The sequence below is a fragment of the Pseudomonadota bacterium genome (genome assembly GCA_016195085.1).
Lineage (GTDB): Bacteria > Pseudomonadota > Alphaproteobacteria > SHVZ01 > SHVZ01 > JACQAG01.
This window is the reverse complement of record JACQAG010000080.1, coordinates 1-24,544: the sequence shown is the minus strand read 5'-3', so window position 1 is coordinate 24,544 and position 24,544 is coordinate 1. Positions and strand designations below refer to the sequence as shown.

General features: G+C 65.3%; 23 protein-coding genes. 2 read left to right on the top strand and 21 right to left on the bottom strand.

The window, feature by feature from the left end; genetic code table 11:
* Window positions 1-41: 41 nt before the first annotated feature.
* The 10 genes from HY058_21205 to HY058_21160 all read right to left on the bottom strand — a co-directional run bounded on the left by HY058_21205 (window position 42) and on the right by HY058_21160 (window position 10,415).
* Window positions 42-1,391, bottom strand: coding sequence for an FMN-binding glutamate synthase family protein (locus tag HY058_21205; protein ID MBI3499824.1), 1,350 nt, complete (start codon window positions 1,389-1,391; stop codon window positions 42-44).
* A 5-nt stretch (window positions 1,392-1,396) separates the two neighbouring features.
* The gene (locus tag HY058_21200) at window positions 1,397-2,077 is read right to left on the bottom strand and encodes a protein GlxC (GenBank protein ID MBI3499823.1); all 681 of its coding nucleotides are present in this window, start codon (window positions 2,075-2,077) and stop codon (window positions 1,397-1,399) included.
* 9 nt (window positions 2,078-2,086) lie between these two features.
* A complete protein-coding gene (locus HY058_21195; GenBank protein ID MBI3499822.1) occupies window positions 2,087-2,986 on the bottom strand; it encodes a glutamine amidotransferase family protein in 900 nt (299 codons plus the stop codon).
* A gap of 103 nt (window positions 2,987-3,089) precedes the next feature.
* The gene (locus HY058_21190; GenBank protein ID MBI3499821.1) at window positions 3,090-3,962 is read right to left on the bottom strand and encodes a phosphonopyruvate hydrolase; all 873 of its coding nucleotides are present in this window, start codon (window positions 3,960-3,962) and stop codon (window positions 3,090-3,092) included.
* A gap of 43 nt (window positions 3,963-4,005) precedes the next feature.
* Window positions 4,006-5,091 (bottom strand): hypothetical protein, encoded by a 1,086-nt coding sequence (locus HY058_21185; GenBank protein ID MBI3499820.1) that lies wholly within the window; start codon window positions 5,089-5,091, stop codon window positions 4,006-4,008.
* A gap of 83 nt (window positions 5,092-5,174) precedes the next feature.
* Window positions 5,175-6,440 (bottom strand): extracellular solute-binding protein, encoded by a 1,266-nt coding sequence (locus tag HY058_21180; protein MBI3499819.1) that lies wholly within the window; start codon window positions 6,438-6,440, stop codon window positions 5,175-5,177.
* Window positions 6,441-6,517: 77 nt separating this feature from the next.
* Window positions 6,518-7,513, bottom strand: coding sequence for a TauD/TfdA family dioxygenase (locus tag HY058_21175; GenBank protein MBI3499818.1), 996 nt, complete (start codon window positions 7,511-7,513; stop codon window positions 6,518-6,520).
* Window positions 7,474-8,313: a carbohydrate ABC transporter permease gene (locus tag HY058_21170; GenBank protein MBI3499817.1), complete on the bottom strand. Its 840-nt coding sequence runs from the start codon at window positions 8,311-8,313 to the stop codon at window positions 7,474-7,476. The genes HY058_21175 and HY058_21170 overlap by 40 nt, the downstream gene beginning before the upstream one ends.
* A complete protein-coding gene (locus HY058_21165) occupies window positions 8,310-9,233 on the bottom strand; it encodes a sugar ABC transporter permease (GenBank protein MBI3499816.1) in 924 nt (307 codons plus the stop codon). The genes HY058_21170 and HY058_21165 overlap by 4 nt, the downstream gene beginning before the upstream one ends.
* Window positions 9,234-9,251: 18 nt before the next feature.
* Complete coding sequence (locus tag HY058_21160; protein ID MBI3499815.1) at window positions 9,252-10,415, bottom strand: ABC transporter ATP-binding protein; 1,164 nt, start codon at window positions 10,413-10,415, stop codon at window positions 9,252-9,254.
* 210 nt (window positions 10,416-10,625) lie between these two features.
* Here HY058_21160 and phnF point away from each other — a divergent pair, with 210 nt between their 5' ends.
* Together phnF and HY058_21150 are read left to right on the top strand one after the other, a co-directional pair.
* Window positions 10,626-11,384 carry a phosphonate metabolism transcriptional regulator PhnF gene (gene phnF, locus HY058_21155; GenBank protein ID MBI3499814.1) on the top strand — a complete coding sequence of 253 codons (759 nt, stop codon included), beginning with the start codon at window positions 10,626-10,628 and terminating at the stop codon, window positions 11,382-11,384.
* A gap of 13 nt (window positions 11,385-11,397) precedes the next feature.
* Entirely contained in the window at window positions 11,398-11,778 is a 381-nt protein-coding gene (locus HY058_21150; protein MBI3499813.1) for a hypothetical protein, read from the top strand.
* Between the two features lie 7 nt (window positions 11,779-11,785).
* Here the strand turns inward: HY058_21150 and HY058_21145 are convergent, their stop codons facing one another.
* The 11 genes from HY058_21145 to HY058_21095 all read right to left on the bottom strand — a co-directional run bounded on the left by HY058_21145 (window position 11,786) and on the right by HY058_21095 (window position 24,208).
* Complete coding sequence (locus tag HY058_21145) at window positions 11,786-13,009, bottom strand: amidohydrolase family protein (GenBank protein MBI3499812.1); 1,224 nt, start codon at window positions 13,007-13,009, stop codon at window positions 11,786-11,788.
* Window positions 13,010-13,016: 7 nt separating this feature from the next.
* A complete protein-coding gene (locus tag HY058_21140; protein ID MBI3499811.1) occupies window positions 13,017-14,009 on the bottom strand; it encodes a dipeptide ABC transporter ATP-binding protein in 993 nt (330 codons plus the stop codon).
* Between the two features lie 26 nt (window positions 14,010-14,035).
* The gene (locus HY058_21135; GenBank protein ID MBI3499810.1) at window positions 14,036-15,052 is read right to left on the bottom strand and encodes an ABC transporter ATP-binding protein; all 1,017 of its coding nucleotides are present in this window, start codon (window positions 15,050-15,052) and stop codon (window positions 14,036-14,038) included.
* An 8-nt stretch (window positions 15,053-15,060) separates the two neighbouring features.
* A complete protein-coding gene (locus tag HY058_21130; protein ID MBI3499809.1) occupies window positions 15,061-15,972 on the bottom strand; it encodes an ABC transporter permease in 912 nt (303 codons plus the stop codon).
* 12 nt (window positions 15,973-15,984) lie between these two features.
* Entirely contained in the window at window positions 15,985-16,929 is a 945-nt protein-coding gene (locus HY058_21125; GenBank protein ID MBI3499808.1) for an ABC transporter permease, read from the bottom strand.
* 185 nt (window positions 16,930-17,114) lie between these two features.
* Window positions 17,115-18,701 carry an ABC transporter substrate-binding protein gene (locus HY058_21120; GenBank protein ID MBI3499807.1) on the bottom strand — a complete coding sequence of 529 codons (1,587 nt, stop codon included), beginning with the start codon at window positions 18,699-18,701 and terminating at the stop codon, window positions 17,115-17,117.
* Between the two features lie 216 nt (window positions 18,702-18,917).
* Window positions 18,918-19,832: a branched-chain amino acid ABC transporter permease gene (locus HY058_21115; GenBank protein MBI3499806.1), complete on the bottom strand. Its 915-nt coding sequence runs from the start codon at window positions 19,830-19,832 to the stop codon at window positions 18,918-18,920.
* Window positions 19,829-20,695 carry a branched-chain amino acid ABC transporter permease gene (locus tag HY058_21110; GenBank protein ID MBI3499805.1) on the bottom strand — a complete coding sequence of 289 codons (867 nt, stop codon included), beginning with the start codon at window positions 20,693-20,695 and terminating at the stop codon, window positions 19,829-19,831. Before HY058_21110 ends, HY058_21115 begins: the two co-directional genes overlap by 4 nt.
* 180 nt (window positions 20,696-20,875) lie before the next feature.
* A complete protein-coding gene (locus HY058_21105; protein MBI3499804.1) occupies window positions 20,876-22,078 on the bottom strand; it encodes an ABC transporter substrate-binding protein in 1,203 nt (400 codons plus the stop codon).
* A gap of 52 nt (window positions 22,079-22,130) precedes the next feature.
* Window positions 22,131-22,838 (bottom strand): ABC transporter ATP-binding protein, encoded by a 708-nt coding sequence (locus HY058_21100; protein MBI3499803.1) that lies wholly within the window; start codon window positions 22,836-22,838, stop codon window positions 22,131-22,133.
* Window positions 22,839-23,038: 200 nt separating this feature from the next.
* Entirely contained in the window at window positions 23,039-24,208 is a 1,170-nt protein-coding gene (locus HY058_21095) for an FAD-binding oxidoreductase (GenBank protein ID MBI3499802.1), read from the bottom strand.
* Between the last annotated feature and the right edge of the window lie 336 nt (window positions 24,209-24,544).

Sequence of the window (24,544 nt, the reverse complement as noted above, 5' to 3'; positions counted from 1 at the left end):
TGGGGGAGGGTGAGGGAGGGGGCATCCCGCACCGTGCTTGTTTAGCCGCCACTCACCCCTGGAATCCAGTTGGTGCCGGCGAGCGGCACGCGGGCCATGGCGGCGGCCTCGATGGTGAGGGCGGCCAGATCCTCGGGCTCGAGATTGAGCACATGGCTCTTGCCGCAGGCACGCGCCAAGGTTTGCAGCTCCAGGACCAAGGTCGAGATGTAGTTGCGGACATGGCGGGCGCCCAATTCCGGATCGAGGCGGGCCTCCAGCTCAGGGAGCTGCGTGGTGATGCCGACCGGACAGCGGCCGGTGTGGCAGTGGTGGCAAAAGCCGGGCATGGTGCCGAGCTTCTGGTAGTCCTCGACATAGGCCTCGCGGTTGCAGCCGAGTGCCACCAAGGCCGCGACACCGATGGAGACCGCATCGGCGCCGAGCGCCAGCGCCTTCGCCACATCGGCGCCGCTGCGGATGCCACCGGAGACGATGAGCTGCACCTTGCGGTGCTGATCGAGCTCGACCAAGGCATCGGCGGCAAGGCGCACCGCGGCCAAGGTCGGGATGCCGACATGCTCGATGAACACATCCTGGGTCGCCGCCGTGCCGCCCTGCATGCCGTCGACGACGACCGCGTCCGCACCGGCCTTGACCGCGAGCGCCACGTCATAGGCGACCCTGGTGGCGCCGACCTTGACGTAGATCGGCTTCTCCCAGTCGGTTACCTCGCGCAGCTCCTGGATTTTGATGGTGAGATCGTCGGGGCCGGTCCAATCGGGGTGGCGGGAGGCACTCCGCTGGTCGATGCCGACGGGCAGATCGCGCATGCCGGCGACGCGCTCGGTGATCTTCTGGCCGAGCAGCATGCCGCCGCCGCCGGGTTTCGCCCCCTGGCCCACCACCACCTCGATCGCATCGGCGCGCCGGAGATCGTCGGGATTGAGGCCGTAGCGGGACGGCAGCACCTGGTAGACGAGCGTCTTCGAGGCAAGACGCTCCTCCTCGGTCATGCCGCCATCGCCGGTGGTGGTGCTGGTGCCGAGCTGGGTCGCGGCGCGCCCCAGCGCCTCCTTGGCGTGGGAGCCCAAGGCACCAAAGCTCATGCCGGCGATGGTGATCGGGATCTTGAGGGTGATCGGCTTCTTGGCGAAGCGAGTGCCGATGACGACCTCCGTGGCGCAACGCTCCCGGTAGCCTTCCAAGGGATAGCGGGAGACCGAGGCGCCGAGCAGCACGAGATCGTCGAAATTCGGCACGCGCCTTTTGGCGCCGAAGCCGCGGATCGCGTAGACCCCCTCCGCCGCCGCCCGGTGGATCTCGGCCAGGACCTGGCGCGGGAAGCTCGCGGATTCGCGCAAGACCGGCTTTAGCACCGGCTCGGGCTTGCTGCTGTCGTCAATAGGCATGGACGTCAATAGGCATGGGCGTGGTCGGTGTGAAAGTGATAGAGCCGCCTGGCCGAGCCGTAGCGCCGGAACGCCCGTGGATCGGCCTTGATGCGGGCGCGCTCCAAGAGTGCCGCCAAGCCCTCTTGATGCGCCGCCGTCTGCTCCTTCTCGATGCAGTCGGCGCCCAGGCTCTCGACCCGCCCCTGCACATAGAGGCGCGCTTCATAGAGCGAGTCGCCGAGATCGGCGCCGGCATCGCCGCAAACCACGAGATGGCCGCGCTGGGCCATGAAGGCCGAGAGATGGCCCACCGAGCCGCCGACGACGATGTCGACACCCTTCATCGAGATGCCGCAGCGGGCGCTGGCATCGCCTTCGATCACCACCAGCCCGCCGCGGCCGGACGCGGCGGCGTATTGCGAGGCATTGCCTTCGACCCTGACCACGCCGGACATGATGTTCTCCGCCACCCCGGGCCCGGCATGGCCGGCGATGGTGACCGCGGCCTCCTTGTTCATGCCGGCGCAGTAATAGCCGACATGGCCCTCGACGGTGACCTCGATCGGCAGGGTCAAGCCGACCGCCAGCGCATGGCGTCCCTTCGGATTGACGATGCGGACCTCCCGCCAATTTGTTTCCGGCGAGAGCCCGTGCAAGCGCTGGTTCAGCTCGCGGATCGACACCTGATCGAGATCAATCTGCATGGCGGACGGCTAGGCTCGGCCCCAGCTATAGACCTTGCCCGGCGCCGGTTCCCAGATGCGGGCGGACTCGGCGCCGGGCAAGACCGAGATCGCCCGGTATTCCGATGCCATCGCCACCCAGTCGTCGGTCTCGGCCAGGATCGCGGGCTTGCAGGCGATGGGGTCTCGCAGCACGGCGAAGCCGTTGCTGGTGCCGACGGCGAAGGTGTAGAAGCCGTCGAGATCCGCGAGCGAGGCTTCGAGGGCTTCGGCCAAGGTGGCGCCTTCGAGCATGCGCCAGGTGAGATAGCCCGCGGCCACCTCGGTGTCGTTGTCGGTCTGGAAGCGGATACCGTGGCGCGAGAGCGTGCGCCGCAAGCGGTTGTGGTTGGAGAGCGAGCCGTTGTGCACCAGGCAAAGATCGAGCCCGGTCGAAAACGGATGGGAGTGCTCGGTGGTAACCGCACTCTCGGTCGCCATGCGGGTATGGCCCAAGGCGTGGCTGCCGGCGATGCCGCGGAGCTGGAAGCGCTCGACCACGTCCTCGGGCAGGCCCATCTCCTTGTAGATCTCGATGGCCCCGCCGGCGCTCATGATCCTGACATCGGGATATGTCAGGGCGAGCCACGCGGCGATGGCCTCGTAAGGGGCTGCGATGACCGTGCGCGCGTGGCTCGCGCGCACATCGAGCTCGGCTTCGGTGGCAAGCTCGGCGGCCAGGCGCTCGGCCAGCTCGAGCCAGGAAAAGCCCGGATCAGGGTGGAACAGCACGAGCTTGACGGCACCTGGAGGTGCCGGCTCGCGATAGAACGCGACGCCGGCGCTGTCCGGTCCGCGGTCGCTCATCTCGATCAGCATCGCCGACAGGCGATCGCCGAGAGAGGGCGCCAAGGCCGGGTTCTTGAGGAAAAGACCTACAATGCCGCACATGCATCTGCTCCTCGGCCGAACTCCCTCGGCCATTCTATAGCGATATTTTCCGAGCCGACACGGGGAGTTGCGCCCGGGCGCCGATCCGACCCTTCGCCGCAGTCTATTTGAGGAATCGCGCCTCGTTCGCCTTCACCCGGTCCATGCCCTGCAAGCGGAAGATCTCCTCGACCGAGACGATGTCCTTGTGCACGTTCTTGATGCCGCCATCCTCACGGATGCGGCGGAAGACGCTCTGCATCGCAGTCACCGCGGCGCGGATCGCGTGGTTGCCATAGATGACCATCTTGACCTTGCCCAAAGCCCGAATGCGCGCGGCGTCGAGATCGGGATAGGCGGTCGGAACCAGCACCAGCGGCAATCGGCCGGACCAGGCTCGGGCGAAACTTTCGACCTCGTCCGGTGTCTTCTGCTTGGAATGAACGAAGATCATGTCGGCGCCGGCTTCGGCATAGGCGTGGGCGCGGATGAGCGCTTCCTTCTCGCCGAGCCCGGCGATTAGGGCCTCGGTGCGGGCGATCACTAGGAAGTCCGGATCCTTGCGGGTGGCGATCGCGGCTTCGATCTTGCCCTGAAACTCTTGCGAGCGCACCAGTTCCTGGCGGCCGCCGGCCACCAGGCTCGTCACCTTGGGAAAGCTCTTGTCCTCGATCACCACCGCGGCGGCGCCGGCCTGCTCATAGCGCTCGATCGCATGGATCACGTTGAGTGCGTTGCCGAAGCCGGTGTCGATGTCGGCGACGATGGGGAGCTGCGAGCGCTCCGCCATGGCGCGCGTCATCTCCAGGTGTTGGGTCATGGTGACAAGGCTCACATCGGGGAGCCCGTAGAGCGCCGAGAGTTCGAAGCCCGACGCCCAAAGCCCGTCGAAGCCCGCTTCCTCGGCCAAAGCGGCCGAGAGCGGGCTGTGCGCCGCCATGATATGGACCAAGCCGGCCTCAGCCATGGCGGCGCGGAGCCGCTTCGCCTTGCTCATGCGTCGATTTCTCCCGATAGGCACGAATTGCTGAAGCCAATCATCATCGGCCATGGTTGGTCAGTTCGGACAGCTCCCGGCGGATCGACCTTGCTTCGCCCGCGAGATCGGCAATGTGCTCAACGGTCTGCCGAGCCCCGATTTCACCGATGAAAAAGAAATGCCCGCCATCGATCGAGCGCGTCAATCGGTTCGGCAAGTCCAGCATGAGCGTTCTCAACTCTTGCCATGCCGGTGCCGAAAGCGAAGCCGGGTCGCCGCCGGACGACGTGAGCCACGTCTGAAAGATCTTATGGGCATTGAAAAACGCCCATGTTGCACTATCGGTCAGAGCGTGTCTGGCGTCGATCGGGTGCTTTGGAACGATTGCCGCCGTCACGGGGAAGTCGCCAAAGCTAAGGGTTCCGAGATCGGCCAGAGCGCCGGCCAAGTCGTCGACCATCCGGCTATCGGCGCCGATGCGCTGCGACTCGCCGCGGAGCTGGATCGGCGTATTGGCCCAGTAGAAATCCCGGCACACCACTTCCGAGATGACCTCCCGCCCATTCGCCTTCGCGATCGCTGCCAGCTCCGCCAACCAAGCTCCCCGTCGTCCACGCCCCCTGGGTAGCGGAGCGCCAACCTCCCACAGACCGGCCGCGGTGAGAGGCTCCCCATCCGGCGATCGGGGAATCATGCCGGGAATCGGAGCACTTGCGGCCAGCGATACGCAGCACTCGAGATTAAGACCGAGACGCGTGGTGGCGACGTTGTAAGCCCTGACGACGCGCCCTGCCATGCTCCAGGCCAAGAGGATGATCGGACGCTGCGGCTCGATTCCTGCTGCTTGCAGCTGGGTTGCGGTTGTGTGCGCGGCGCTCTCGCCCCAATCGCGAACGGTCATGGCCGGATAGAGCCGATCGAAGGTAGGATGGTCGGTCGGGTAGGAAAGCGCCAGCAGAGGATATCCTCGAAGCGCGAGCCAATGATCGAGAAAGTCAGGCTTTACCCCCCCGGGGTGCCCATAGGCCACCCTGGCGAGGAACCCCGCGCCCGGCAAAAAGACGATGAGGGGCCTATCGCGGCGGCCGGCGCGGAAATAGGCGAGCGCCGGGAATCCGGCCGAGCGGATCAGCCTCTCGCCCGGCAAGAGGGGTGCGGTCTCGGCACCTGGGGTCATTGACCGCAGACCCTCTCCGGCCTTGTTTTGCTCGGCACAGACGGCCGGGAAGCCTACTGCTTGGGAAGCAGCGGCTGGATTTCGCTGGTCATGGCATCGAGAGCTTGCTCCGGCGTCATGCGGAGCGTGACCACCTGCTCGAGGTCATCCTTGACCACCCTCGAGATCTTGATGGCGTTGTCACCGGGCGGCGCATACCAGCTGGTGGCGACGTTCAGGCGAGCGATATAGGAGTGGGCATTCTTTCGCTTCGACAAGACTTCGCCGAGCATCGATGCGTCCTTGATCGCAATCTCGTTGACCGGCGCGTAGCCGCTGCCGGTGGCTAGGATCGTCTGGCCGCGCGGTCCCGATGCGAACTTCATCAGCTCGAACGCCGCCTTCTGCTTGGCTGGATCATGGGTCAGCATGACGCCGATCGGGCCCGCAGCAGGCAACTTACCTTCCGCCGCCGCGATCGGAAACGGGACCGAGAGCACCTCGAAATGGCCGGCCGATGCCTGCTCATGGGCGGGAATGGTGCTGCTCATGGTCACGAACACGCCGAGATTGCCGGCGCCGAAGGCCTGGCGCGCTTGATCGCGCGTCATGCTGGCCCGCGCCTGGCCCGATTCGCCAAAGCCGCGCAGCACCTCGAGTGCCTTCAAACCCTGCGGGGTCTTGAGCGTCACTTTCTTCTCGTCGGCGCTCAACATCTGCCCGCCATGACTTTCGAGCAGAAAGAGCAGGCTGAAGGAGCCGCCATTGTCATGCTCGAGAAACCCACCGACATTGCTCGAGCCGAGCGCGTCGATCTTCTTGGCCAGACTCAGAATTCCGGACCACTCGCCCGGCAGCTTGCCGGGATCGCCGCCCGCCTTGCGCACAAGCTCCGAGTTGAAAAGGACTACGGGCATCGAAAGGCCGAATGCCAGCCCGTAAGTGCGGCCGTTGACGCGTCCCGCCGCGGCTACGGCTTCCGTGAATCCCTGCTTGCTCCAATTTGGGTCGGACTTGATGAGAGGATCCAGGTCCACCGCGAGGCCGCGATCCGCGAGCAGACGGACGAAGGTTCCGCTGATATAGAGCACGTCCGGAACATCGCTGCCGACAAGGCCGCTGCGGAGGAGCTGCTGTACCGCCTCCTCCTCATCGCGCGCCGTCACAGTGAACTTGGCGGCGATGCCTTTGGCGCTTTGATTGAACTCCGTGACCAGCTGCTCATAGACGGGCTTGATATAGGAGCTGGCCCTGATGTCGACCATGGTCTGAGCGCTGGCCGCTGGGTCGGTTCCCAGAAGACCGAGAATCCCGGCGAGCGCTGCCCGAAATGCTCTCATTTGAAACCTCCTGTCGTAAATTGATTGCCGATCTTTCGACGGCCGGGCCTTCTTTCGTACCCGCGCCGCGCTTTGCATCACGATGCCATCTGCACCTTTGTCGCTTTTGAGGCGCCAGAATTTGCGCTGTATGGGATTGGTGCCTCGCCTTCGTTAGCGAGGTGCCAGAGCACTCGCTCCTCCGACGGATCCCAGCCATCGCGCCGGTGGAGGGCGGGCCGGTTGTCCCAGATGACCACGTCGTCCACCTCCATGGCCGCCGCCCACCAGAACGGGGCGAGCCGCGCAAAATCCCTGAGATAACTGATAAGCTCGGCGCTCTCGCCGGAGTTCATGCCGATGATGAGCGCGTCGGAGCGATGCGGGAGATAGAGGCTGGGCCGCCCGGTCGACGGATGTACGCGGACGAGCGGGTGCCGCGGTCCACTCTGGCGTACCTCCAGCGGCAGCGACTGCGGGAGCGGAAACTCGTTGCCGGCAGTGAAATGATGATGGATCACGCTCAGCCCCGCGATCCGTGCCTTCACATTGTCCGGCAGCGACGTGTAGATCAGATATGCGTTCATCCAATAGGTTCGTGGCGGAATTCGCGGCACCTTGCGCGCGTAGAAGTAGGTATAGGTGGCCGGACGCGGCTTCATCGCCCCGTCGCTGTGCCAATCCTGAGCATTGGGACTGCCGTCGCCCAACGGGCGGCCATCGGCGGTGCGCGCATTGGAAATGATCTTCAGGAACTCGACGCCACGGATGTGATCGGCGGTCTTGTTCTCCGGTCGCTTTAGGCTCAAGAGCGGGCCAAAATACCCGCCCAATCGTTCCATTTGCTGCGGCGAGAGCGATTGGCCGCGAAACCGCAGCACGATATGCCGGTCGAGCGCACGCCGAAGGGTATCGAGGGTCTCGGCACTCTGATCGTCTGCAAGCTTGCCGAGATCGAGGCCCTCGACATCGGCCCCGATATGCGGGGTCGCAGGCCGCAGATCGAGACGCATAGAGCTTTCCATTTCACACTCCCGATTCCGGCCACACGCCGCTATTTCACGCTGCCCACCATCAGGCCTTCGATGAACCATCGTTGCGCAAACAGAAAGGCGATGATCAGCGGCGCGATGACCAGCGTCGCGCCCGCCATCAATGGGCCATAGTCGTGACCCATTTCCGCGTTCTTGAAGGTCACCACGCCGAGCGTCGGCGGCATCAGCGCTTCCGACTGTACGGCGATCAATGGCCAGAACAGATCGTTCCAGTGGCTGACGACGGAGAAGATCGAGAACGCGATGAGGGCCGGAAGCGCCATCGGAACCATGATCCGCCAGACGATGCTGAGCTCCGACAGCCCGTCGAGCCGCGCCGCATGCACGATGTCATCAGGGATAGTCTTGAAGAATTGCCGGAACAGAAAGATACCGAACGGCGACACCACGAAGGGAAAGATCAAGGCCGCGTAGCTGTTCAGGATTCCCGCCTGATAGGCGAGGATGAAGAGCGGCAAAGCGAGCACCTGCTGGGGAATTAGCAAGCCGACGAGCACCAATCCAAACAGCGCCTCGCGGCCCTTGAACCTGAGCTTGGCGAGCGCGTAGGCAGCCGGTGCGCAGACCAGGATCTGCAACGTCAAGATGGCGGCGCACACCACCGCGCCATTCAGCAAGTAGCGAGGAAGCGCCGCCGCCGTGAGCGCGCGCGCATAGTTTTCCCAGGCGTGCCAATGGGCGGGAAGCAGGGAGATAGTCGACTGAAAGATCTCGTTGCGGGGCTTCAGCGAGAGGCTGATCATCCAGACGAAAGGAACGAGCGAGGCGGCCGCGGTCGTGGAGAGGATCGCGTGCCTCAGCAAGCCACGGACCCTGCTATGCAAAGCAGGCCCAATCATGAGTAATGGACTCGCTTGTCCATGACCTTCGCCTGCAGCAGCGTCAACCCGACGACCACAGCCAGAAACAGCACCGTTATCGCTGCGCCGTATCCGGTCCGCATATACTCGAAGCTCTCGACATATAGAGTGTAGAGCAGAACCTCCGATGCCTTGGCGGGGCCGCCTTCTGTGAGGATCTTCACGGTATCGAACACTCTTAGCTCCTTCAGCGTCATCACGATCACGACGAACATCGTCACCGGACCGAGGAGCGGCAGCGTTACGGTTCGCAGGCGGTCGAGCATGCGGTCGGCCCCATCGACATCGGCGGCGTCATAGAGCTCCTGCGGGATCGCCTTGAGACCGGCGAGAAACAGCACCATCGCAAAGCCGAGGTCCTGCCAAACGCCGATTACCGCCAAGACAGGCAAGGCGGTGTTGGCGTTTCTGAGCCAATTCGCCGCCGGTAGACCAAGCAGGGTGAACACCTGATTGACCAATCCAATCGTGGGATGGAGCAGCATTTCCCACGCGATCGCCATAGCCGCGAGCGTGGCCATGAAGGGCAAGAAGTGGACTGCTCGATAGAAGGCGCGGAGGCTTCGGCCGCTCTCGATGAGAAGCGCGACCGTCAGTCCCAAGGAGACCGTGGCTGGCACGACCACGGCGACATACAGGACGGTATTGACAGCCGAAATGCGAAACACGGGATCGGAAAACAGCTCGGCGAAATTTCGCAGACCCACGAACGAAAGCGTGCGCGCGCCGAACTTCCAGTCGGTTGTGGCTATCAGCAGAACGCTGAGTGTGGGCAGTATGAAGAGGCACAAAAGCAGGAGAAACGCGGGACCGGCCAACGCATAGCCGGCCAGCGCTTCATCGGCGCGAGCGGCTGCTGCGGATCGAGTGGCCCTGCCCCGGGCCGAGGATCCCGCTATGAACGGTGAGGAGCTCACTTAGGCGTAGCTCCGAAGCGCGGCGATCCTGGGCCGTTCCAGCCGGATGCGGCAGCCCGCCTCGTCAAATAGAAGAATGCGCCCCGGGCGAACCTCGAGATGGACCGTGGAACCGGGCACCAGATCCGGAGTCCTCTCGGCATCCAGGCGAGCGATGAGCGGCTCGGCTTCGCCGGGCGCGTCCAGGTGCACGAACAGATCGGAGCCGAGATGCTCCACGAAACGGAGCCGCGTCGCCAAGGTTCCCGACGTCGTGCCATCGGCCAGCTGAAACGCTTCCGGTCTGATCCCGAGCCTGATCGTGCCGCCGGAAGCGACTCCGGTGCGCAGCGAAAGCGTCGCCCCGGCCACATCGACGAAATCCCGGTCGCGAACCCTGCCCGTCAGCATGTTGATCTTCGGCGAGCCGATGAACTCGGCGACGCGCCGATCGGCCGGCTCGGCGTAGATCTCGCGAGGCGACGCTACCTGCAGAAGCTCGCCGTCGAGCATGACAGCGACCCGATCCGACAATGTCATCGCCTCGGATTGATCATGCGTCACATAGACGAAGGTCGCGCCGAGCCGCTGATGCAATTCCTTGATCTCGGCGCGTGTTGCCACCCGCAGCTTCGCGTCCAGGTTCGAGAGTGGCTCGTCCATGAGGAAGATCGCCGGGTGACGGACCATGGCGCGGCCGAGGGCGACCCGCTGTCGCTGGCCGCCGGAGAGCTGACCCGGCTTGCGATCGAGCAGATGTCCGATTTCGAGCGCGGCGGCGGTCCGCCGAACCTCGTGGTCGATCGCTTCGGTTCTGCCGCGCGTTCCAGGCAGCCAACGACCGACGAGGGGCAAGCGTTGGGCGGCCGACAGCTGCCGCATTCGCAGCGGCAGCGCCAAGTTCTGGGCCACCGTCATGTGCGGATAAAGCGCGTAAGACTGGAACACCATGGCGACGTCGCGATACTTCGGCCGCTCGCCGTCGACCTGAGCGCCGCCGATCGAGACGCTGCCGGAATCATGGGCCTCGAGCCCGGCGATCACGCGCAATAAGGTCGATTTTCCGCAACCGCTCGGGCCAAGCAGAGTCAGGAACTCGCCGGGCGCCACGTCTAGCGACACGCCTTTGAGCACGGCAGTCGCGCCGAAGCTCTTGGTGATGCGCTGGAGCGACAGTCCCGACACCCGCACCTCCCGCTTGACGGCGGCCCGGCCGATGACCGAGCCTCCCCTCGGCTTTACGTCACGATAGATGTCTGATAGACCCTATGTCAAGACGTTCGTACTTATAGACAACTATGACCAACCCATGATAGTTTCATGGCGAGAGCTGGCAATGACGCAGCGCGGCGGTTGGACACTGGCGAGCAACCCCTCGAGCGGATGGAAGCACCCGTGAAAGTTGAAGGAATCAGCCGTTGGCGCCGCATCGGCGACGCGATCGTGCGCGACATCGATCAAGGCGTCCTCAGCGCGGGCGATAAGCTGCCCGCGGAGATCGCTCTTGCGAGCCGCTACGGCGTTGCCCGGCAGACGATAAGGCGGGCGCTGTCGCATTTGCAGAGCGAGGGCCTGCTCCGGGTCGAGCATGGACGCGGGACTTTCGTCACCGACAAGGTCTTCGAGTACCGCATCTCGGCCCGCAAGACCTTCGAGGAGAATCTCGCCGAGAACTCCATGACCCCGCGGCGAGAGATGATCGAAATGCACACCCTCCCCGCGACGCAGGCAATCGCCGCTAAGCTCGAGCTGGAGCTGGCAACGCCGGTGCTGTTTGTCGGCACGCTGGGCAAGGCGGATGGTATGCCCGTCGCTCTCGCTCGCATTTATTTCCCGAGCAGCCGGATGACTGGCGTCGAGAATGCATTCAAGAAAGCGGCGAAGGGATCACCTGAGCGATTTTCCGTCTCGGCGACTTTGGGCTCCATCGGCATCGCGCAATATCGGCGCAAAGACATCCGGCTGCGCGCACGCGAAGCCACACGCGAAGACATCGAGCATCTCGAGGTCGCTCCGGGCGACTACGTGATCGAGACGGAGTCCGTCAGCATCGACCGATCGGGACAGCCGGTATTCTACTCGATCATGGCTTACCCCAGCGACCGGGTGCAATTCTACATCGGCGGCGAAGCCTTCGAGCTCGCCGTAACCTGAGCGAGCAACTCGGATGCCGAGCCGCAGCAAACCGGCGAAGATTCAGCGCCTGCCCGGGCGGTCTCCGGGGAGAAGCGCTGGCTCCGCGCATGGCCCCTTCGCGTGGACGGCGACGACAGCGACCGACAAGACTGGCGACCTGGTGGTGCAAGTCCGGCAGGTCTTCGAGAAGCTTCAGAGCCAGCTGCTCAAGATGGGCAGCGACAAACGAAACATCATCTCGGCGACAGTCTGGCTGGCGGATCTCCGCCAAAAGCCGCTGTTCGACGAGGAATGGCTCGACTGGGTAGGACCAGAACCGCAGCATTGGCCGCAACGAGCCTGCATCGGCGCGACTCTTGCGGACGGGAGTCTTGTCGAAATCGCAGTGCTGGCGTTGCGGCAGGAACCTTAGCGTCCACTCAGGCAAGACCGACCGGTGCCTCAGGCCGCGCCAAGGTACTCCCGCCGCGCGCCACGATGCGTCCCCGCTTCATCACCCATTTTCTAGGCGGATGCGCCACCACCGCCTCTGGCACGCCCGACGCCGCCGCCACCGAGAGATCGGCCGGCGCGCCGACGGCGATGCCATGGGGCCCGAGACCGAGGGCCCGAGCCCCGGCTGCGCTCACCAAATCGAAGGCGAGTGCCAGCTGATCGTCGCGCCGGAAGTCGGAGCGCCAGCCGATCAGCATGGCCCGCTCCAGCATGTCGCCGCTGCCATAGGGCGACCAGGTGTCGCGGACATCGTCATTGCCGGCGAAGACCTCCACGCCTGCCGCGCGCAGCTTGAGGAGGGGCGGGATCGCCGCCGAAGCGCCGCCATGGGTGACCAGGGACACGCCGGCCCGCGCCATGCGCGAAGCCGCATCATCGGCCTTGGCGTCGGCGACCATGCCGAGGCAGAAGCCATGGCTGATGGTGACCTTGCCGCCGAGACCCGAGGCCTCGGTGCGCCGGCAGATCTCATGCACGTTGAAGAGGCCGAGCTCTCCCGGCTCGTGCAGGTGAATGTCGAGGCCGATGCCCCGGCGCTCCGCGATGGCGAAGATGCCGGAGAGCTGGCCGGCCGGATCGCGATCGATCTCCAAGGGATCGATGCCGCCGACGAGATCGGCGCCGTCCGCCACCGCGGCATCCAGGAGATCGAGGGTGCCGGGCCGGCGCATGACGCCGCTCTGGGGAAAGGCCACGATCTCGATCGACACGCGATCCCGGTAGCGCTCGCGCGCCTCCAGAACGCCATGGAGCTGGGAGAGCTTGCCCTCGGTGTCGACGTCAACGTGGGTCCGGATCTGAGTGGTGCCGTGGGCGATGCAGAGCTCGATCAGATTGGCGGCGCGCGCGGCTACGGAGAGGTTGAGGGTGGGCCAGATGCGCTTGTCGGTCTCGATCCGGCTCATGCGATCGGGCTTGGCCTGATGCGGCATCCAGCCGAGGCCGACCAACGTCTTGTCGAGATGCATGTGCCCGTCGACGAAGCCGGGCATTACGAGATCGCCCGCAAGGTCGATGCCGGGGACGCCCGGGCGCGGTGTGGCGGCGATCTCGACGATGCGGCCTTGGGCGATGCCGATGGCGCCGCGTCTGCCGTCCGGCATCAAGGCATTGGCAAGGACGAAGTCCGGCGCCGGCTGGGACGGCATGGTCGCCTCAGAGCGCCGGCACCAGATGGCAGGCGGCGAACTGCCCGCCCGCAACTTCTCGGAGCGGCGGCTCCTCGACGCGGCACACGGCCTCGGCATAGGGACAGCGCGTGTGGAAGCGGCACCCCGCGGGCGGGTTGATCGGGCTCGGCACGTCGCCGGTGAGCACCTGGCGCTGGCGCCGCGCGCGCGGCCGCGGCACCGGGATCGCCGAGAGCAGCGCCTGGGTGTAGGGGTGCTTCGGCGTGGCGTAGAGCGCCTTCTTGGCGGCGATCTCGACGATCTTGCCGAGATACATGACCGCGACCCGGTCGGAGATGTGCTTCACCACGCCCAGATCGTGGGCGATGAAGAGATAAGTCAGATTAAACTCCTCCTGCAGATCCTGCAGGAGGTTGACGATCTGCGCCTGGATGGAGACGTCGAGGGCGGAGACCGGTTCGTCGCAGACGATGAATTTCGGCCGCGGTGCCAGGGCGCGGGCGATGCCGATGCGCTGGCGTTGGCCGCCGGAGAACTCGTGGGGATAGCGGCCGGCGTGGTAGGAGGCAAGCCCGACGACATCGAGCATGCGCTCCACCGCGCGGCGGGTCTCGGGCCCGCGCTTGGCGCCTTGGATCACCAGCGGCTCGGCGATGATCTCTTCCACGGTCATGCGCGGGTCGAGGGCGCCGTAGGGATCCTGGAAGATGATCTGCAGGTCGCGGCGGAACCGGCGCATCGCTTCCTGATCGAGGCGGAAGATGTCGGTGCCGTCATAGACGACGCGGCCCGATGTGGCCTCCAGGAGACGGAGGATGAGCCGCCCGGTGGTCGACTTGCCGCAGCCGGACTCGCCGACGAGTCCCAAAGTCTCGCCGCGGTTGACGGTGAAGCTGACGCCATCCACCGCCTGCACCGTGCCGACATGCCGGGAGATGATGAAGCCGCGCTTGATCGGGAAGTGCTTGACCAGATTCTCGACGCGCAGCAGCGTGCCGCCGGTGCCGGAAGCGGTCATCCTCTCGGCTTCGATGCTGCCCTGGCTCACGATCCCGCCTCCACCAGCGCCGGTTGGGGAAACGGAAAGCGATAATCCGTGAGCCTAATGCAGGCGGCGACATGGGCGTCGTCGGCTTGAATCAGGGGCGGCTGCTGGGTGCCGCAGACCGGTCGCGCATAGGCGCAGCGGGGCTGGAAGCGGCAACCCGGCGGCAAGGCGAACGGGCTCGGCATCACGCCGGGGATGGTGGTCAGGCGCCTCGCATCGCTCTCCATGTCGGGAATGCTGTGGAGCAGCCCCTCCGTGTAGGGATGGGCCGGATGGTCGAAGATCTCATCCACCGTCGCCTGCTCGACCACGCGGCCGGCATACATGACGATGACGCGATGGGCGAATTCGGCGACCACGCCCATGTTGTGGGTGATGATGATCACCGCCATGCGGAACTCTTCCTGCAGCTGACGGAGCAGGTCGAGGATCTGCGCCTGGATGGTGACGTCGAGCGCAGTGGTAGGCTCGTCGGCGATCAGGAGCTGCGGGCTGCAGGCCAGCGCCATGGCGATCATGACGCGCTGGCGTTGGCCGCCGGAGAGCTGATGGGGATAGTCGTCGATGCGCCGTTCCGGTGACGGGATGCCGACCTTGGCCAGGAGCTCGACCGCCCGCGCGCGCGCCGCCACGCCGCCCAGGCGCTGATGCACCCGCAAGGTCTCCATGATCTGGTTGCCCACCGGGAAGACCGGATTGAGCGAGGTCATCGGCTCCTGGAAGATCATGCCCATGCGGTTGCCGCGGATGCGCCGCATCTCGCCTTCCGACAGCGTCAGGAGATTGCGCGATTCGAGCCAGACCTCGCCCTTGGCCACCCGTCCCGGCGGCTGCGGCAGGAGGCCCATGATGGAGAGCGCGGTCACACTCTTGCCGGAGCCGGACTCGCCGACGATGCCCAAGACCTCGCCCTGGGCCAGATCGAAGCTGACGTCCTCGACGGCGACGACCTCGCCCCGGCCGGTGGCGAAGACGGTGGTGAGGTTGCGCACCCGGAGCAGAGGGTGGGTCATTCCCGGCATCAGCCCTGCTGCACCTTGAGCCTGGGGTCGAGCACGTCGCGCAACCCGTCGCCCAGGAGGTTGAGGCCGAGCACGGTCATCGCCAAGGCGATGCCGGGGATGAGGGTGATCCATTCGGCTTCGCGCAGATAGGTGCGGCCTTCGGCCATGATGTTGCCCCAGGTGGGAGTCGGCGGCTCGGCGCCCAAGCCCAGGAAACTCAAGGTCGCCTCCGTTAGCACGGCATAGGCGAAGATGAAGGTGAGCTGCACGATCAAGGGGGCCATGCAGTTGGGCAGGATATGGGTCCACATGATGCGCAACGACTTGGCGCCGCAGGCCTGGGCCGCCTGCACATATTCCATCTCGCGCACCACCAGCACCGAGGCTCTGACGATGCGCGCCGTACGCGGAATGTAGGCTGCCGAGAGCGCGATGACCGCGGTGTTCGAGGAGGGCCCGAGGGCAGCGGCGATGCCGAGCGCCAGCAAGAGCGGCGGAAACGCCATGAGCGCGTCGGAGATGCGCATCAGGATGTCGTCGAGATGGCGGAAGAAGCCGCTGATGGCGCCGATGAGCACGCCAAAGACACCGTTGAGGATGACCACGCCGAGGCCGATGGCAAGCGAGAGCCGGGCGCCATAGAGGACGCGGCTCAATTGGCTGCGGCCGAGATTGTCGGTGCCGAAGGGATAGTCCCAATCCGGCGCATGGAAGCGGAGCCGCATGGCGAGCTTGTTGGGATCGGCGTCGGTGATCAGCGGAGCGAAGACCGCCACCAGCGAGATGATGGCAAACAGGATCGAGCCGGAGAGGAAGAGCTGGTGGTGCATCAGGCGGCGGAATGTCGCATGACGCCAGAACGCCCAGCGCGGCGGCGGCGCCTGGATCGTCTCGGGGATGGCAACGAGCGTCGTGTCGGCTTCAATCATGGCAGGGCCCGTTCAGTCATAGCGAACGCGGGGATCGAAATAGGCATAGAGGATGTCGACCGTGATGTTGAGCAGCATGAGCGAGGTGGCCACGAACAGCAGTCCGCCCTGGATCATCGGATAGTCGCGCCGGAGGATGGCGGAGCCCAAGAGCGAGCCGATGCCCGGCACCGAGAAGATCGACTCGATCACCAGCGAGCCGGACAGAAGCAGGCTGAAGATGATGCCGATGACGGTCATCACCGGGATCATCACGTTCTTCAAGGCGTGCTTGCCGATGATCATCCATCCCGGCAGGCCCTTGGCCTTGGCGGTGCGGATATAGTCCTGGCGCAGCACCTCCAGCATGGTCGAGCGGGTGATGCGGGCCAGCAACCCGGTGTTCAGCATGGCGAGCGAGACCGCGGGCATGGTGGTGGTGGCGAGCCAGCCGTAGAAGCTGGTCGTATAGGGAATGTAACCGCCGGTCGGCAGCCAACCCCAATGCACGCCCAGCAGCACGATCATCATCAGGCCGAGCCAGAAATTCGGCATCGAGACGCCGAGCAGCGCGAACAGCATCACTGCCTGGTCCACCCAGGTATTCTGGCGCATGGCCGCAACCAGACCGCTCAACAGCCCGAGCAACAAGGTCAGCACCATTGAGTAAAGTGCAATCGACATGGAAACCGGCAGGCGCTCGATCGTCGCATCCAAGACCGGCTTGCCGAGGAAGAGCGACCGGCCGAGATCGCCCTGCAGGAGGTTCGTGTAGTAGCGCGTCAGCTGGACGTAGAAGGGCTGATCCAGGCCGAGATTGCGCCTGACATTGTCGAGCTCGGCCGGCGTGGCGCTGGGTCCGGCGATCAGGATCGCCGGATCGCCCGGCACGAGCTGCATGATGCAGAATGAGATCAGGCTCACCAAGAAGATGACGGGGATCGCCTGGATCAGCCGATTGAGGATGTAGCGACCCATGCGCCTTCCTCGGTCATCGCGACGAACCTGCGAACTCGCATGCGTCACCCCCTCCCCACCCCTCCCCCCTCAAGGGGGAGGAGGCCAGACCAACACCGCAGCTTGTTTCCCCTCCCCCCTTGCGGGGGAGGGATAGGGAGGGGGGTAGCTTCATCCGGTCCGGCACTGCGTCGCCAAGCGTTGCCTCAGCCCGAGAAGTACACGTTCGACATGCGCGGGATGCGGAACGGCTTGAAGTTCTGCACATTGGCGCGCACGGCCTGGACCTTGGTCAAGGAGCCGAAGGGCAGCGCCAGAACCTGGTCCAGGACGCGTGCCTGCGCCTTGGCGAAGGCAGCCTTGCGCTCGTCCAGCGTCTTGCCATTCTCGATGGCGCGGAACGCGGCAATGAACTCCTTGTCGGCGTCTTCCGGCGTCTTCGGTTTGTAGGTGTTGAACGGCGGCGCATGGAAGCGCAAGGCCGCCACACCGCCCAAGGCCGTGTTGGTGCCGTAGCCGGTGAAGAACCAGTTCCAGCCGGTGTTGGTGTTCTGCTGCATCTGCACCGAGGCCGGCCAGTCGATGACCAGGAGCTTGGCGTTGATGCCGACGGCCTTCAGCTGCTCGGACATGACCAAGGCCGCGTTGTACATGTTGGTGTAGTCGCGGTTGGTCAAGAGGATCATCTCCTCGCCCTTGTAGCCGCTCTCGGCGAGCAGCGTCTTCGCCTTCGCGGCATTCTTCTGGTTGTAGGTCTCCTTGCCGGCTTCGGTGTAGAAATTCTGTCCTGGATATTGGAAGCCGATGTTGAGCTGATAGGCGCCGTCGGTTGCCGCCTCCATGACTTCGTCCATGTCCATTGCAGCCTGCACCGCCTGGCGGAATTTGAGATTGTCCGTGGGCGGAATGGACACGTTCGGTGTCGCGATCTGGATCCAGAAGTTCTTGAGCGGCTTCAGCACGATGTCCTTGTTCTGCTTCAAGCGCTCCTGGGACTTAGTCGGCACGTCCTCGGCGCCATGCAGCTCGCCGGTCTCCAGCCCGGCGACGCGGGCACCGGGCTCGGTCACGATGCGGAAATTGACGCTGTCGACGCAGGCCTGCTTGTAGCCGCCGAAGCCGTCGATCTCCTTGTAGCGGGTGTCCGCATTGTAGCCGTCATAGCGCTTCATCTTGACGTGGCTATCGGCGACGAACTCGACGAACTGGAACGGTCCGGTGCCGACGGTCGCCAATTGCATCGGCTCGGCCTTGGCGTTCTCCGCCGGCACGATGACGATCGGAATGCTGAAGGAGCTGAAATTCTCCAGGAAGGTCGGCTGCGCCACCTTCATGTGGAGGATGAAGGTCGAGGCATCCTTCGCCTCCCAGCTCTCGACCACGTCCAAAATCCCGCGATCGATACCGACCTTCTTATAACGGTCGAAGGTCGCCACCACGTCGGCGGTGGTCATCGGCTTGCCGTTGTGGAACTTGATGCCGTCCCTGAGCTTGAAGACGTAGGTCATGCCGTCTTTGCTCTCTTCGACCGAGGCCGCCAGCTCGGGCATCGGATTGAAGTTCTCGTCGCGGGTCATCAAGGACTCGAACATGTTCATGGCGACGTTGCGCGTCGAGATCGTGGACGAGGTGTGCTGGTCCAGGCTGTTGACCTTGGCTTCCTGGGCGAAGACGATTTCGCCGCCCTTCTTCGGGCAGGCGAATTGCTGCGCCGAGGCATCGCCGGCCACGAGCGCGGTCGCCGCCGCCGAGGCCAAGAGCAATCGAATCCGCCAATGGCTTCCGAGCTTCATGATGCACTCCTAGGGTGAAGAGCCGTCGCCTGTCGCGACCGAGTTTCCTTTACGACAAACGTAGCTGCCTTGCCCGCCGCCTTACAAGGGGGTGCACGCCTCATGCCACAATCCCATCCGCGCTTTTTCCCGCTTGCCCGCGGGGCCGCGGATCGCCGGGCGATGACCAAATAGGCAGCGCGCGTGATCTCTGCCCAAGGTTAGGGTGACGAGGCTCTAGCTCCTCGGAGCGCGCGGCGCCTCCAGCCGCGGCAGCCGCTCCGGCATGAGCCCGTAGGGGCGGACATGCAGGACCAGAAGTAGCCCGAGGCCCACCAGGAGCTCGCGCATGGCGGCGATCTGCACGACCGATATGCCGGGCAGGATGCCGGTCAGGAACCGGGTCGATTCCAGGAAGAAGACCACGACATAGGCGCCGATCGCCGCGCCCCAATTGTTGCCGCGGCCGCCGGCCGTCAGCGCCAGGAAGATGTAGATGGTCAAGAGCGGCTGGAACAGCTCCGGGACGATGTAGCTGGTGTAGTGCCCGTAGAGCGCGCCGGCGAGCCCGGCGATGAGCCCGCCGATCGCGAACGCCCAGACCTTGAAGAGAAGCACGTTCTTGCCGGCGACCGCGGCCATTTGCGCATCCTCGCGGATGGCGCGGAGCACGCGGCCGAAGGGCGAGAGCCGCAGCCGCTCCAGGAGGAAGAAGACGATGGCCAGCACCAGGAGCGCCAAGCCCAGATAGAACGTGTTGAAGTCCGGGCCGAGGGTGGATTTGAGCGGCTGCGGGATCCGCGAGATGCCGTCGGTGCCGTTGGTGAGCCAGATCTCGTTCTCGCCGGCGATGCGCACCACCTCGGCGAAGCCGAGGGTGACGATGGCGAGATAGTCGTCGCGGAGCCGCATGAGGCCGAAGGTGGTGACCGCCGCCACGCATGAGGCGACCGCCATCGAGGCAAGGAAGCCGACGGCGACCGGCATGCCGAGGCGCACGGTCAGCAAGGCGGAGGCATAGGCGCCGACGGCGAAGAAGCCGGTCAACCCGAGATTGACCATACCGGTCATGCCCCACATGACGTTGAGCGACAGTGCCAGGAGCGCATAGATGGTCCCGAAGGTGGCCATGGCGACGAGATAGCTGGTCATAGGCCGCGCTCGCCCAGGATGCCGCGCGGGCGCAGCGTGAGCATGATGAGGATCGCCAGAAAGCCGACCGCGGTCTTGTAGCTGGCCGGCAGCGCCAAGAGCGACAGCTCCTCCGCCAGGCCGATAAAGAGCCCGCCGATCGCCGCCCCGGGAATGCTGCCGAGGCCGCCGACGACCGCGGCGGCGAACACCGAGAGAAGGGCGCGGAAGCCGACCAAGGGATCGACCGAGGTGTCGAGGCCGACGAGCATGCCGCCGACGCCGCCCAGGCCCATGCCGATGAAGTTGGCGAAGCGCGCCATGCGGTCGGGATCGATGCCCTTGATGTCGGCCAAAATCGGGTTGTCGGCGACCGCGCGCATGGCCTTGCCGGTGGTGGTGAGCGCCAGGAAGAGGAAGATGAGCGCCATGGCGGCGACCGCGATCGCCAAATTCTCCAGCTGCTGCGGGCCGATGCGGATGGGACCGAAGGTCCAGTCGCGCACCAGCTTGATGGCATAATCGCGCGGCCGATTGCCGAAGCCGAAGCGCAGCACGTTCTCGAGCACGAGATTGAGCGCGATGGAGGCGATCGCCAAGGTCAGCGCCCCGTAGTTGCGCAAGGGGCGAAGCCCGAAATGGTCGGAGACGATGCCGACGATGCCGGCGGCGGCGAAGGCCGCCAGGATCGCCACATAAGCCGGGAGCCCGAGCCAGGCATTGGCGACATAGCCGGCGAACGCGCCGATCGCCATATGGCCGGCAAGCGCGAAATTGGCGAAGCGCAGCACGGCGAAGATGGTGGAGAGGCCTATGGCGGGCACCGCCAGGATGGTGCCCGCCACCACGCCGTTGACGATGAGCTGCAGAACCTGCGCTGACAAGGCGGCTAGGACCGGGTATCGGAGGCTACGGTAGTGCCCCCACCCCGACCCTCCCCCGCCTTTGGCGAGGGAGGGAGTGAAGAGGCGCGTCTCGCTCCCTCCCTCGCCGTCATCGGCGGGGGAGGGCTGGGGTGGGGGCCTTCTTTGGCATCGACGAAAGCCGGCAGGATCGGCTCGGGCCTAGGCGGGCAGGATCTTGCCGGCCTTGATCTGATTCAAGCGGAACACGACTTCGCGGATGTTGCCGATATCGGTGAATTTGCAGGGCCCCGACGCGCCCTCGTAGTTGATCTTCTTGCCTTCGGCCAGGAGCTTGATGCCGTCGACGGCGTTGTCGACCTTGACGCCGGCGGGGTCGCCGATCTTGCGGATGTTGTCGCGGATGGCGGTGCCGCTCGCCTCCTTGGCCTGGGCGATCGCCAGGAGCGCCAGGTTGGCGTGGTCGTAGCCCTGGCAGGTGTAGGTGTCGAGCGCGTCCTTCTTCAGGAGCTTCTGCAAGCGGCCATAGGCGGTCGAACCGGCGGCCGGAATCGGCTCGATCGTATACATGCCCTCCGTCACCTCGGCGCCGGCACCTTCGACGAATTGCGGGGTCATGCCATAGGCGAAGCCGACCACGCGGCCCTTGTAGTTGGCGCGGAAGACGTCCTTCGCCAGCACGATGTCGTCGGGCTGATAGCCGCCGATCATCAGCGTGTCGGGTGTCGTCCGCATCATCTCGTCGACCTCGGAGCGAAGCGAGGTCTTCTTCGCGTCGTAGATCATCGAGGTGACCTTGATGTTCTTCGACTGGCAGATCTGGGTGATGCCCTTGATCACCGTCTCGGTGAACGGCGTCTGCGGCATCATCACGTAGAGATGCTTGGTGCCGGTATCGATGGCGAACTTGGCGAACTGCTCGCCCTGGAGTGCTGTGTGCGGCTGGGTGCGCACGAAATAGCCCTGGTGCGGCAGCTCGGCGATGGTATCGGCCGCCGAGATCGCCAGCATCATCACCTTGTTCTCCCAGCAGAGCGGCAAGACCGCGGTGCCGACCGCCGATGCCCAGACGCTCATGATCGCCGAGACCTTGTCGACGTCGATGAGCTTGCGCGCGGCGCGCACGCCGGCTTCGGGGTTGGTCTGGTCGTCCTCGGTGATGAGCTCGACCTTGCGTCCTAAGAGGCCGCCGGCGGCATTCACCTCGTCCACCACCGTCTTCTGCGAGAGGCTCATATTCGGGCCGAAGGCGCCGCCGCCGCCGGTCAAGGGCACCAGCCCGGCGATGCGGATGGGCCCGCTCGCCTGCGCGCGGAGGCCACGGGGCAGGAAGGCGACGCCGGCGCCGAGTGCGGCAGCACCCTGGAGAAGCGTGCGACGGGTGGTCTGAAGCCTGGATTTCATGATCTGGTTCCCCTGTTCGATCGGCAGCTTATTGGGCATCTCCCGGACCGCGTCAGCCGCCCAGGAAGACCCGTCTTATCTCCGGATCCGCCGCCAGGGTCTTGGCCGGGCCGTCGCGATTGTTGCGGCCATCGACCAGGATGTAGGCGCGGTCCGAGATCGCCAGCGCTTCGAGCGCGTTCTGCTCGACCATGACGATGGTCATGCCATCTTGGTGTATGGATTTGATGGTATCAAACAGTTTCTCCGCTGCGATCGGCGACAACCCGGCCGAGGGCTCATCCAGCAGCAACAAGGTCGGCGCGACCATGAGCGCCATCCCCATGGCAAGCATTTGCCGCTGCCCGCCGGATAGCGTGCGGGCAGCGCTGACTTTCTTGGCGGCCAGCTCCGGCACCCGTTCGTAGACCTCGGCCATGCGTCGCTTGACCTGGCCCGGCTCGAGATAGCCGCCCATCTCCAGATTCTCGTTCACGCTCAAGGAGGCGAACACGTTGGCCTCCTGGGGCACGAAGGCGATGCCCCGGGCGCTGATCTCGCGTGGACGCAGCGCCTGCAAGTCCTCGTCCTTGAAGCGCACAGAGCCCTGGCGCGGCTTCAACAGGCCGGCGATGGTCTTGAGGAGGGTCGACTTGCCGGCACCGTTCGGGCCGACGAGCGCCACCATCTCGCCGGCCTCCGCGTGGATCGCCACGCCCTTCAAGATCTCGTCATGCGGCCCATAGCCGGCAACGACACCATCGACCGCGAGCAGGCTCATGAAGCTCGTAACTCGGCTGCGCAAACGGAGACCGACGCCGCACGGTGCCCCCACCCCAGCCCTCCCCCACGCTGCGCATGGGGGAGGGAGTCGAATGCGCACCTGCTCCCTCCCTCGCCGTCAGACGGGGGAGGGCTGGGGTGGGGGCGCAGCTTGCTCGCCCGCGAGGTAGAAAGCGCTTGGGTCAGATCAACCGACTCCTAGCCCCGATTGCCGCCGAAGGAGCCGACGAAGAGCCGCCCCGAGGCCAGCCGGTCGTGGCTGAGCGCCTTGAAATCCTGGGGCGCATCGCCGTCGACCAGCCAGTTCGCGAGCCCCCGTCCCAAGGCCGGGCCGATCTTGAAGCCATGGCCGCTGCCGCCCGAGGCATCGGCATAGCCTGCGAGCCCGGCGCGCGTGCCGACGAAGGGATACCAGTCGGGGCTCACATCGTAGAGCGCGCCATAGGCATCGATGAGCCGCATGCCGGCGAAGGCGGGGAACCGCTTTTCGATGCGAGACTGGACGTCGGCAATGAAAGCCTCGTCGCCCGTCTCTTTATAGTTGTAGGGATCGACGTCGGCATATTCCTTGGGAAAGCCGCGGCCGATGACGAACCGGCGGTCGCCCAAGGGTCGAAGATAGGTTGCATCGACGCCGTTGGAGATGGAGACGGACGGCACCGGACGGCCCGGCGGCACCTGCCAGACCGTGTCTTGCTCGAGCACGGCGCGCAGCTCGAGCGCGAGCCCGGCGCTGGCGGCGAGCGGCTTCGCCCAGGGCCCGGCGGCATTCACCACCGTGCCGGCGGCGATCTTCCCCTTGTCGGTCACGATGCCGGTGATGCTGGGCCCTTCGCTGAGGAGCGAGCGCACCGGCGTGCGCGGACGGAAGCTGCCGCCTAGGCGCTGGAAGCCGGCGACATAGGCTTCCGTCGACTTCACCGGGTCGGCATAGCCGCCGAGCGTCTCGAACACCGTCGCGGCCACCCCTTCAGGATTGAGCTCCGGCAGATGCTGGGGAAAGCCGGCCCCCTCGACCAGTACGGTATCGATGCCGAGTGTGCGCTGCATGGCGATGTTGCGCCTGGCACCCTCCAGCATGTCGGCGGCGATGAGGAAGCAGTAGCCGGAATTGACATAGCCGCCGCTCTGTCCGAGCTCCTCCGGCATCGCCTTGAAGAGATCGATGCTTTCGCGCGCCAGCCTGACCAGGATCGGGCTCGAATAGTGCTGGCGCACGATCGCCGCACTCTTGCCGGTGCCGCCCGAGGCCGGGCTCGCCCGCTCGATCAGCAACACCTTGGGCACACCGCGGCGCTTCAGATGATAGGCGGTGCTGGCCCCGGAGATGCCGGCACCGACGACGACGAAATCGAAACTCTCCGCCACGCTAGTTCCCCGAGTCGTAAATGCGCGGTAAACAGACCCTCACCCGCCTCGCTCGCGCTCGGCACCGTCGGGGACGGCCGCGCCGGATCCTCCCGGCGCGGCGTCGGGGACGGGAGGACCCGTCCCCGACCGTCCCGACCCCGCGGTGCGGGAGAGGGGCTACGAAAGGCTCGCCCATAGACCCCTCTCCCGCATCGCGCACGGGTGTCCGGGGAATGAGTCGATTGGTCGCAGGCGCATGCCCGGCAAACCCTGCGATTGCCGGGTACCTTCTGGTTGTCGAGACTCAGAAGGGAAGCCGGGCATGCGCCACCTCGATAGCATCTTTGCGGGTCT

Excerpts from the sequence above, each read along its gene's own strand:
- HY058_21195 (MBI3499822.1), bottom strand. The coding sequence starts at position 2,986 with ATGTGCGGCATTGTAGGTCTTTTCCTCAAGAACCCGGCCTTGGCGCCC.
- HY058_21130 (MBI3499809.1), bottom strand. The coding sequence starts at position 15,972 with ATGATTGAAGCCGACACGACGCTCGTTGCCATCCCCGAGACGATCCAG.
- HY058_21150 (MBI3499813.1), top strand. The coding sequence starts at position 11,398 with ATGCCGAGCCGCAGCAAACCGGCGAAGATTCAGCGCCTGCCCGGGCGG.
- HY058_21205 (MBI3499824.1), bottom strand. The coding sequence starts at position 1,391 with ATGCCTATTGACGACAGCAGCAAGCCCGAGCCGGTGCTAAAGCCGGTC.
- HY058_21140 (MBI3499811.1), bottom strand. The coding sequence starts at position 14,009 with ATGACCGCTTCCGGCACCGGCGGCACGCTGCTGCGCGTCGAGAATCTG.
- HY058_21120 (MBI3499807.1), bottom strand. The coding sequence starts at position 18,701 with ATGAAGCTCGGAAGCCATTGGCGGATTCGATTGCTCTTGGCCTCGGCG.
- HY058_21200 (MBI3499823.1), bottom strand. The coding sequence starts at position 2,077 with ATGCAGATTGATCTCGATCAGGTGTCGATCCGCGAGCTGAACCAGCGC.
- HY058_21135 (MBI3499810.1), bottom strand. The coding sequence starts at position 15,052 with ATGACCCACCCTCTGCTCCGGGTGCGCAACCTCACCACCGTCTTCGCC.
- HY058_21125 (MBI3499808.1), bottom strand. The coding sequence starts at position 16,929 with ATGGGTCGCTACATCCTCAATCGGCTGATCCAGGCGATCCCCGTCATC.
- HY058_21100 (MBI3499803.1), bottom strand. The coding sequence starts at position 22,838 with ATGAGCCTGCTCGCGGTCGATGGTGTCGTTGCCGGCTATGGGCCGCAT.
- HY058_21180 (MBI3499819.1), bottom strand. The coding sequence starts at position 6,440 with ATGAGAGCATTTCGGGCAGCGCTCGCCGGGATTCTCGGTCTTCTGGGA.
- HY058_21105 (MBI3499804.1), bottom strand. The coding sequence starts at position 22,078 with ATGAAATCCAGGCTTCAGACCACCCGTCGCACGCTTCTCCAGGGTGCT.
- HY058_21170 (MBI3499817.1), bottom strand. The coding sequence starts at position 8,313 with ATGATTGGGCCTGCTTTGCATAGCAGGGTCCGTGGCTTGCTGAGGCAC.
- HY058_21145 (MBI3499812.1), bottom strand. The coding sequence starts at position 13,009 with ATGCCGTCCCAGCCGGCGCCGGACTTCGTCCTTGCCAATGCCTTGATG.
- HY058_21175 (MBI3499818.1), bottom strand. The coding sequence starts at position 7,513 with ATGGTTCATCGAAGGCCTGATGGTGGGCAGCGTGAAATAGCGGCGTGT.
- HY058_21190 (MBI3499821.1), bottom strand. The coding sequence starts at position 3,962 with ATGAGCAAGGCGAAGCGGCTCCGCGCCGCCATGGCTGAGGCCGGCTTG.
- HY058_21115 (MBI3499806.1), bottom strand. The coding sequence starts at position 19,832 with ATGACCAGCTATCTCGTCGCCATGGCCACCTTCGGGACCATCTATGCG.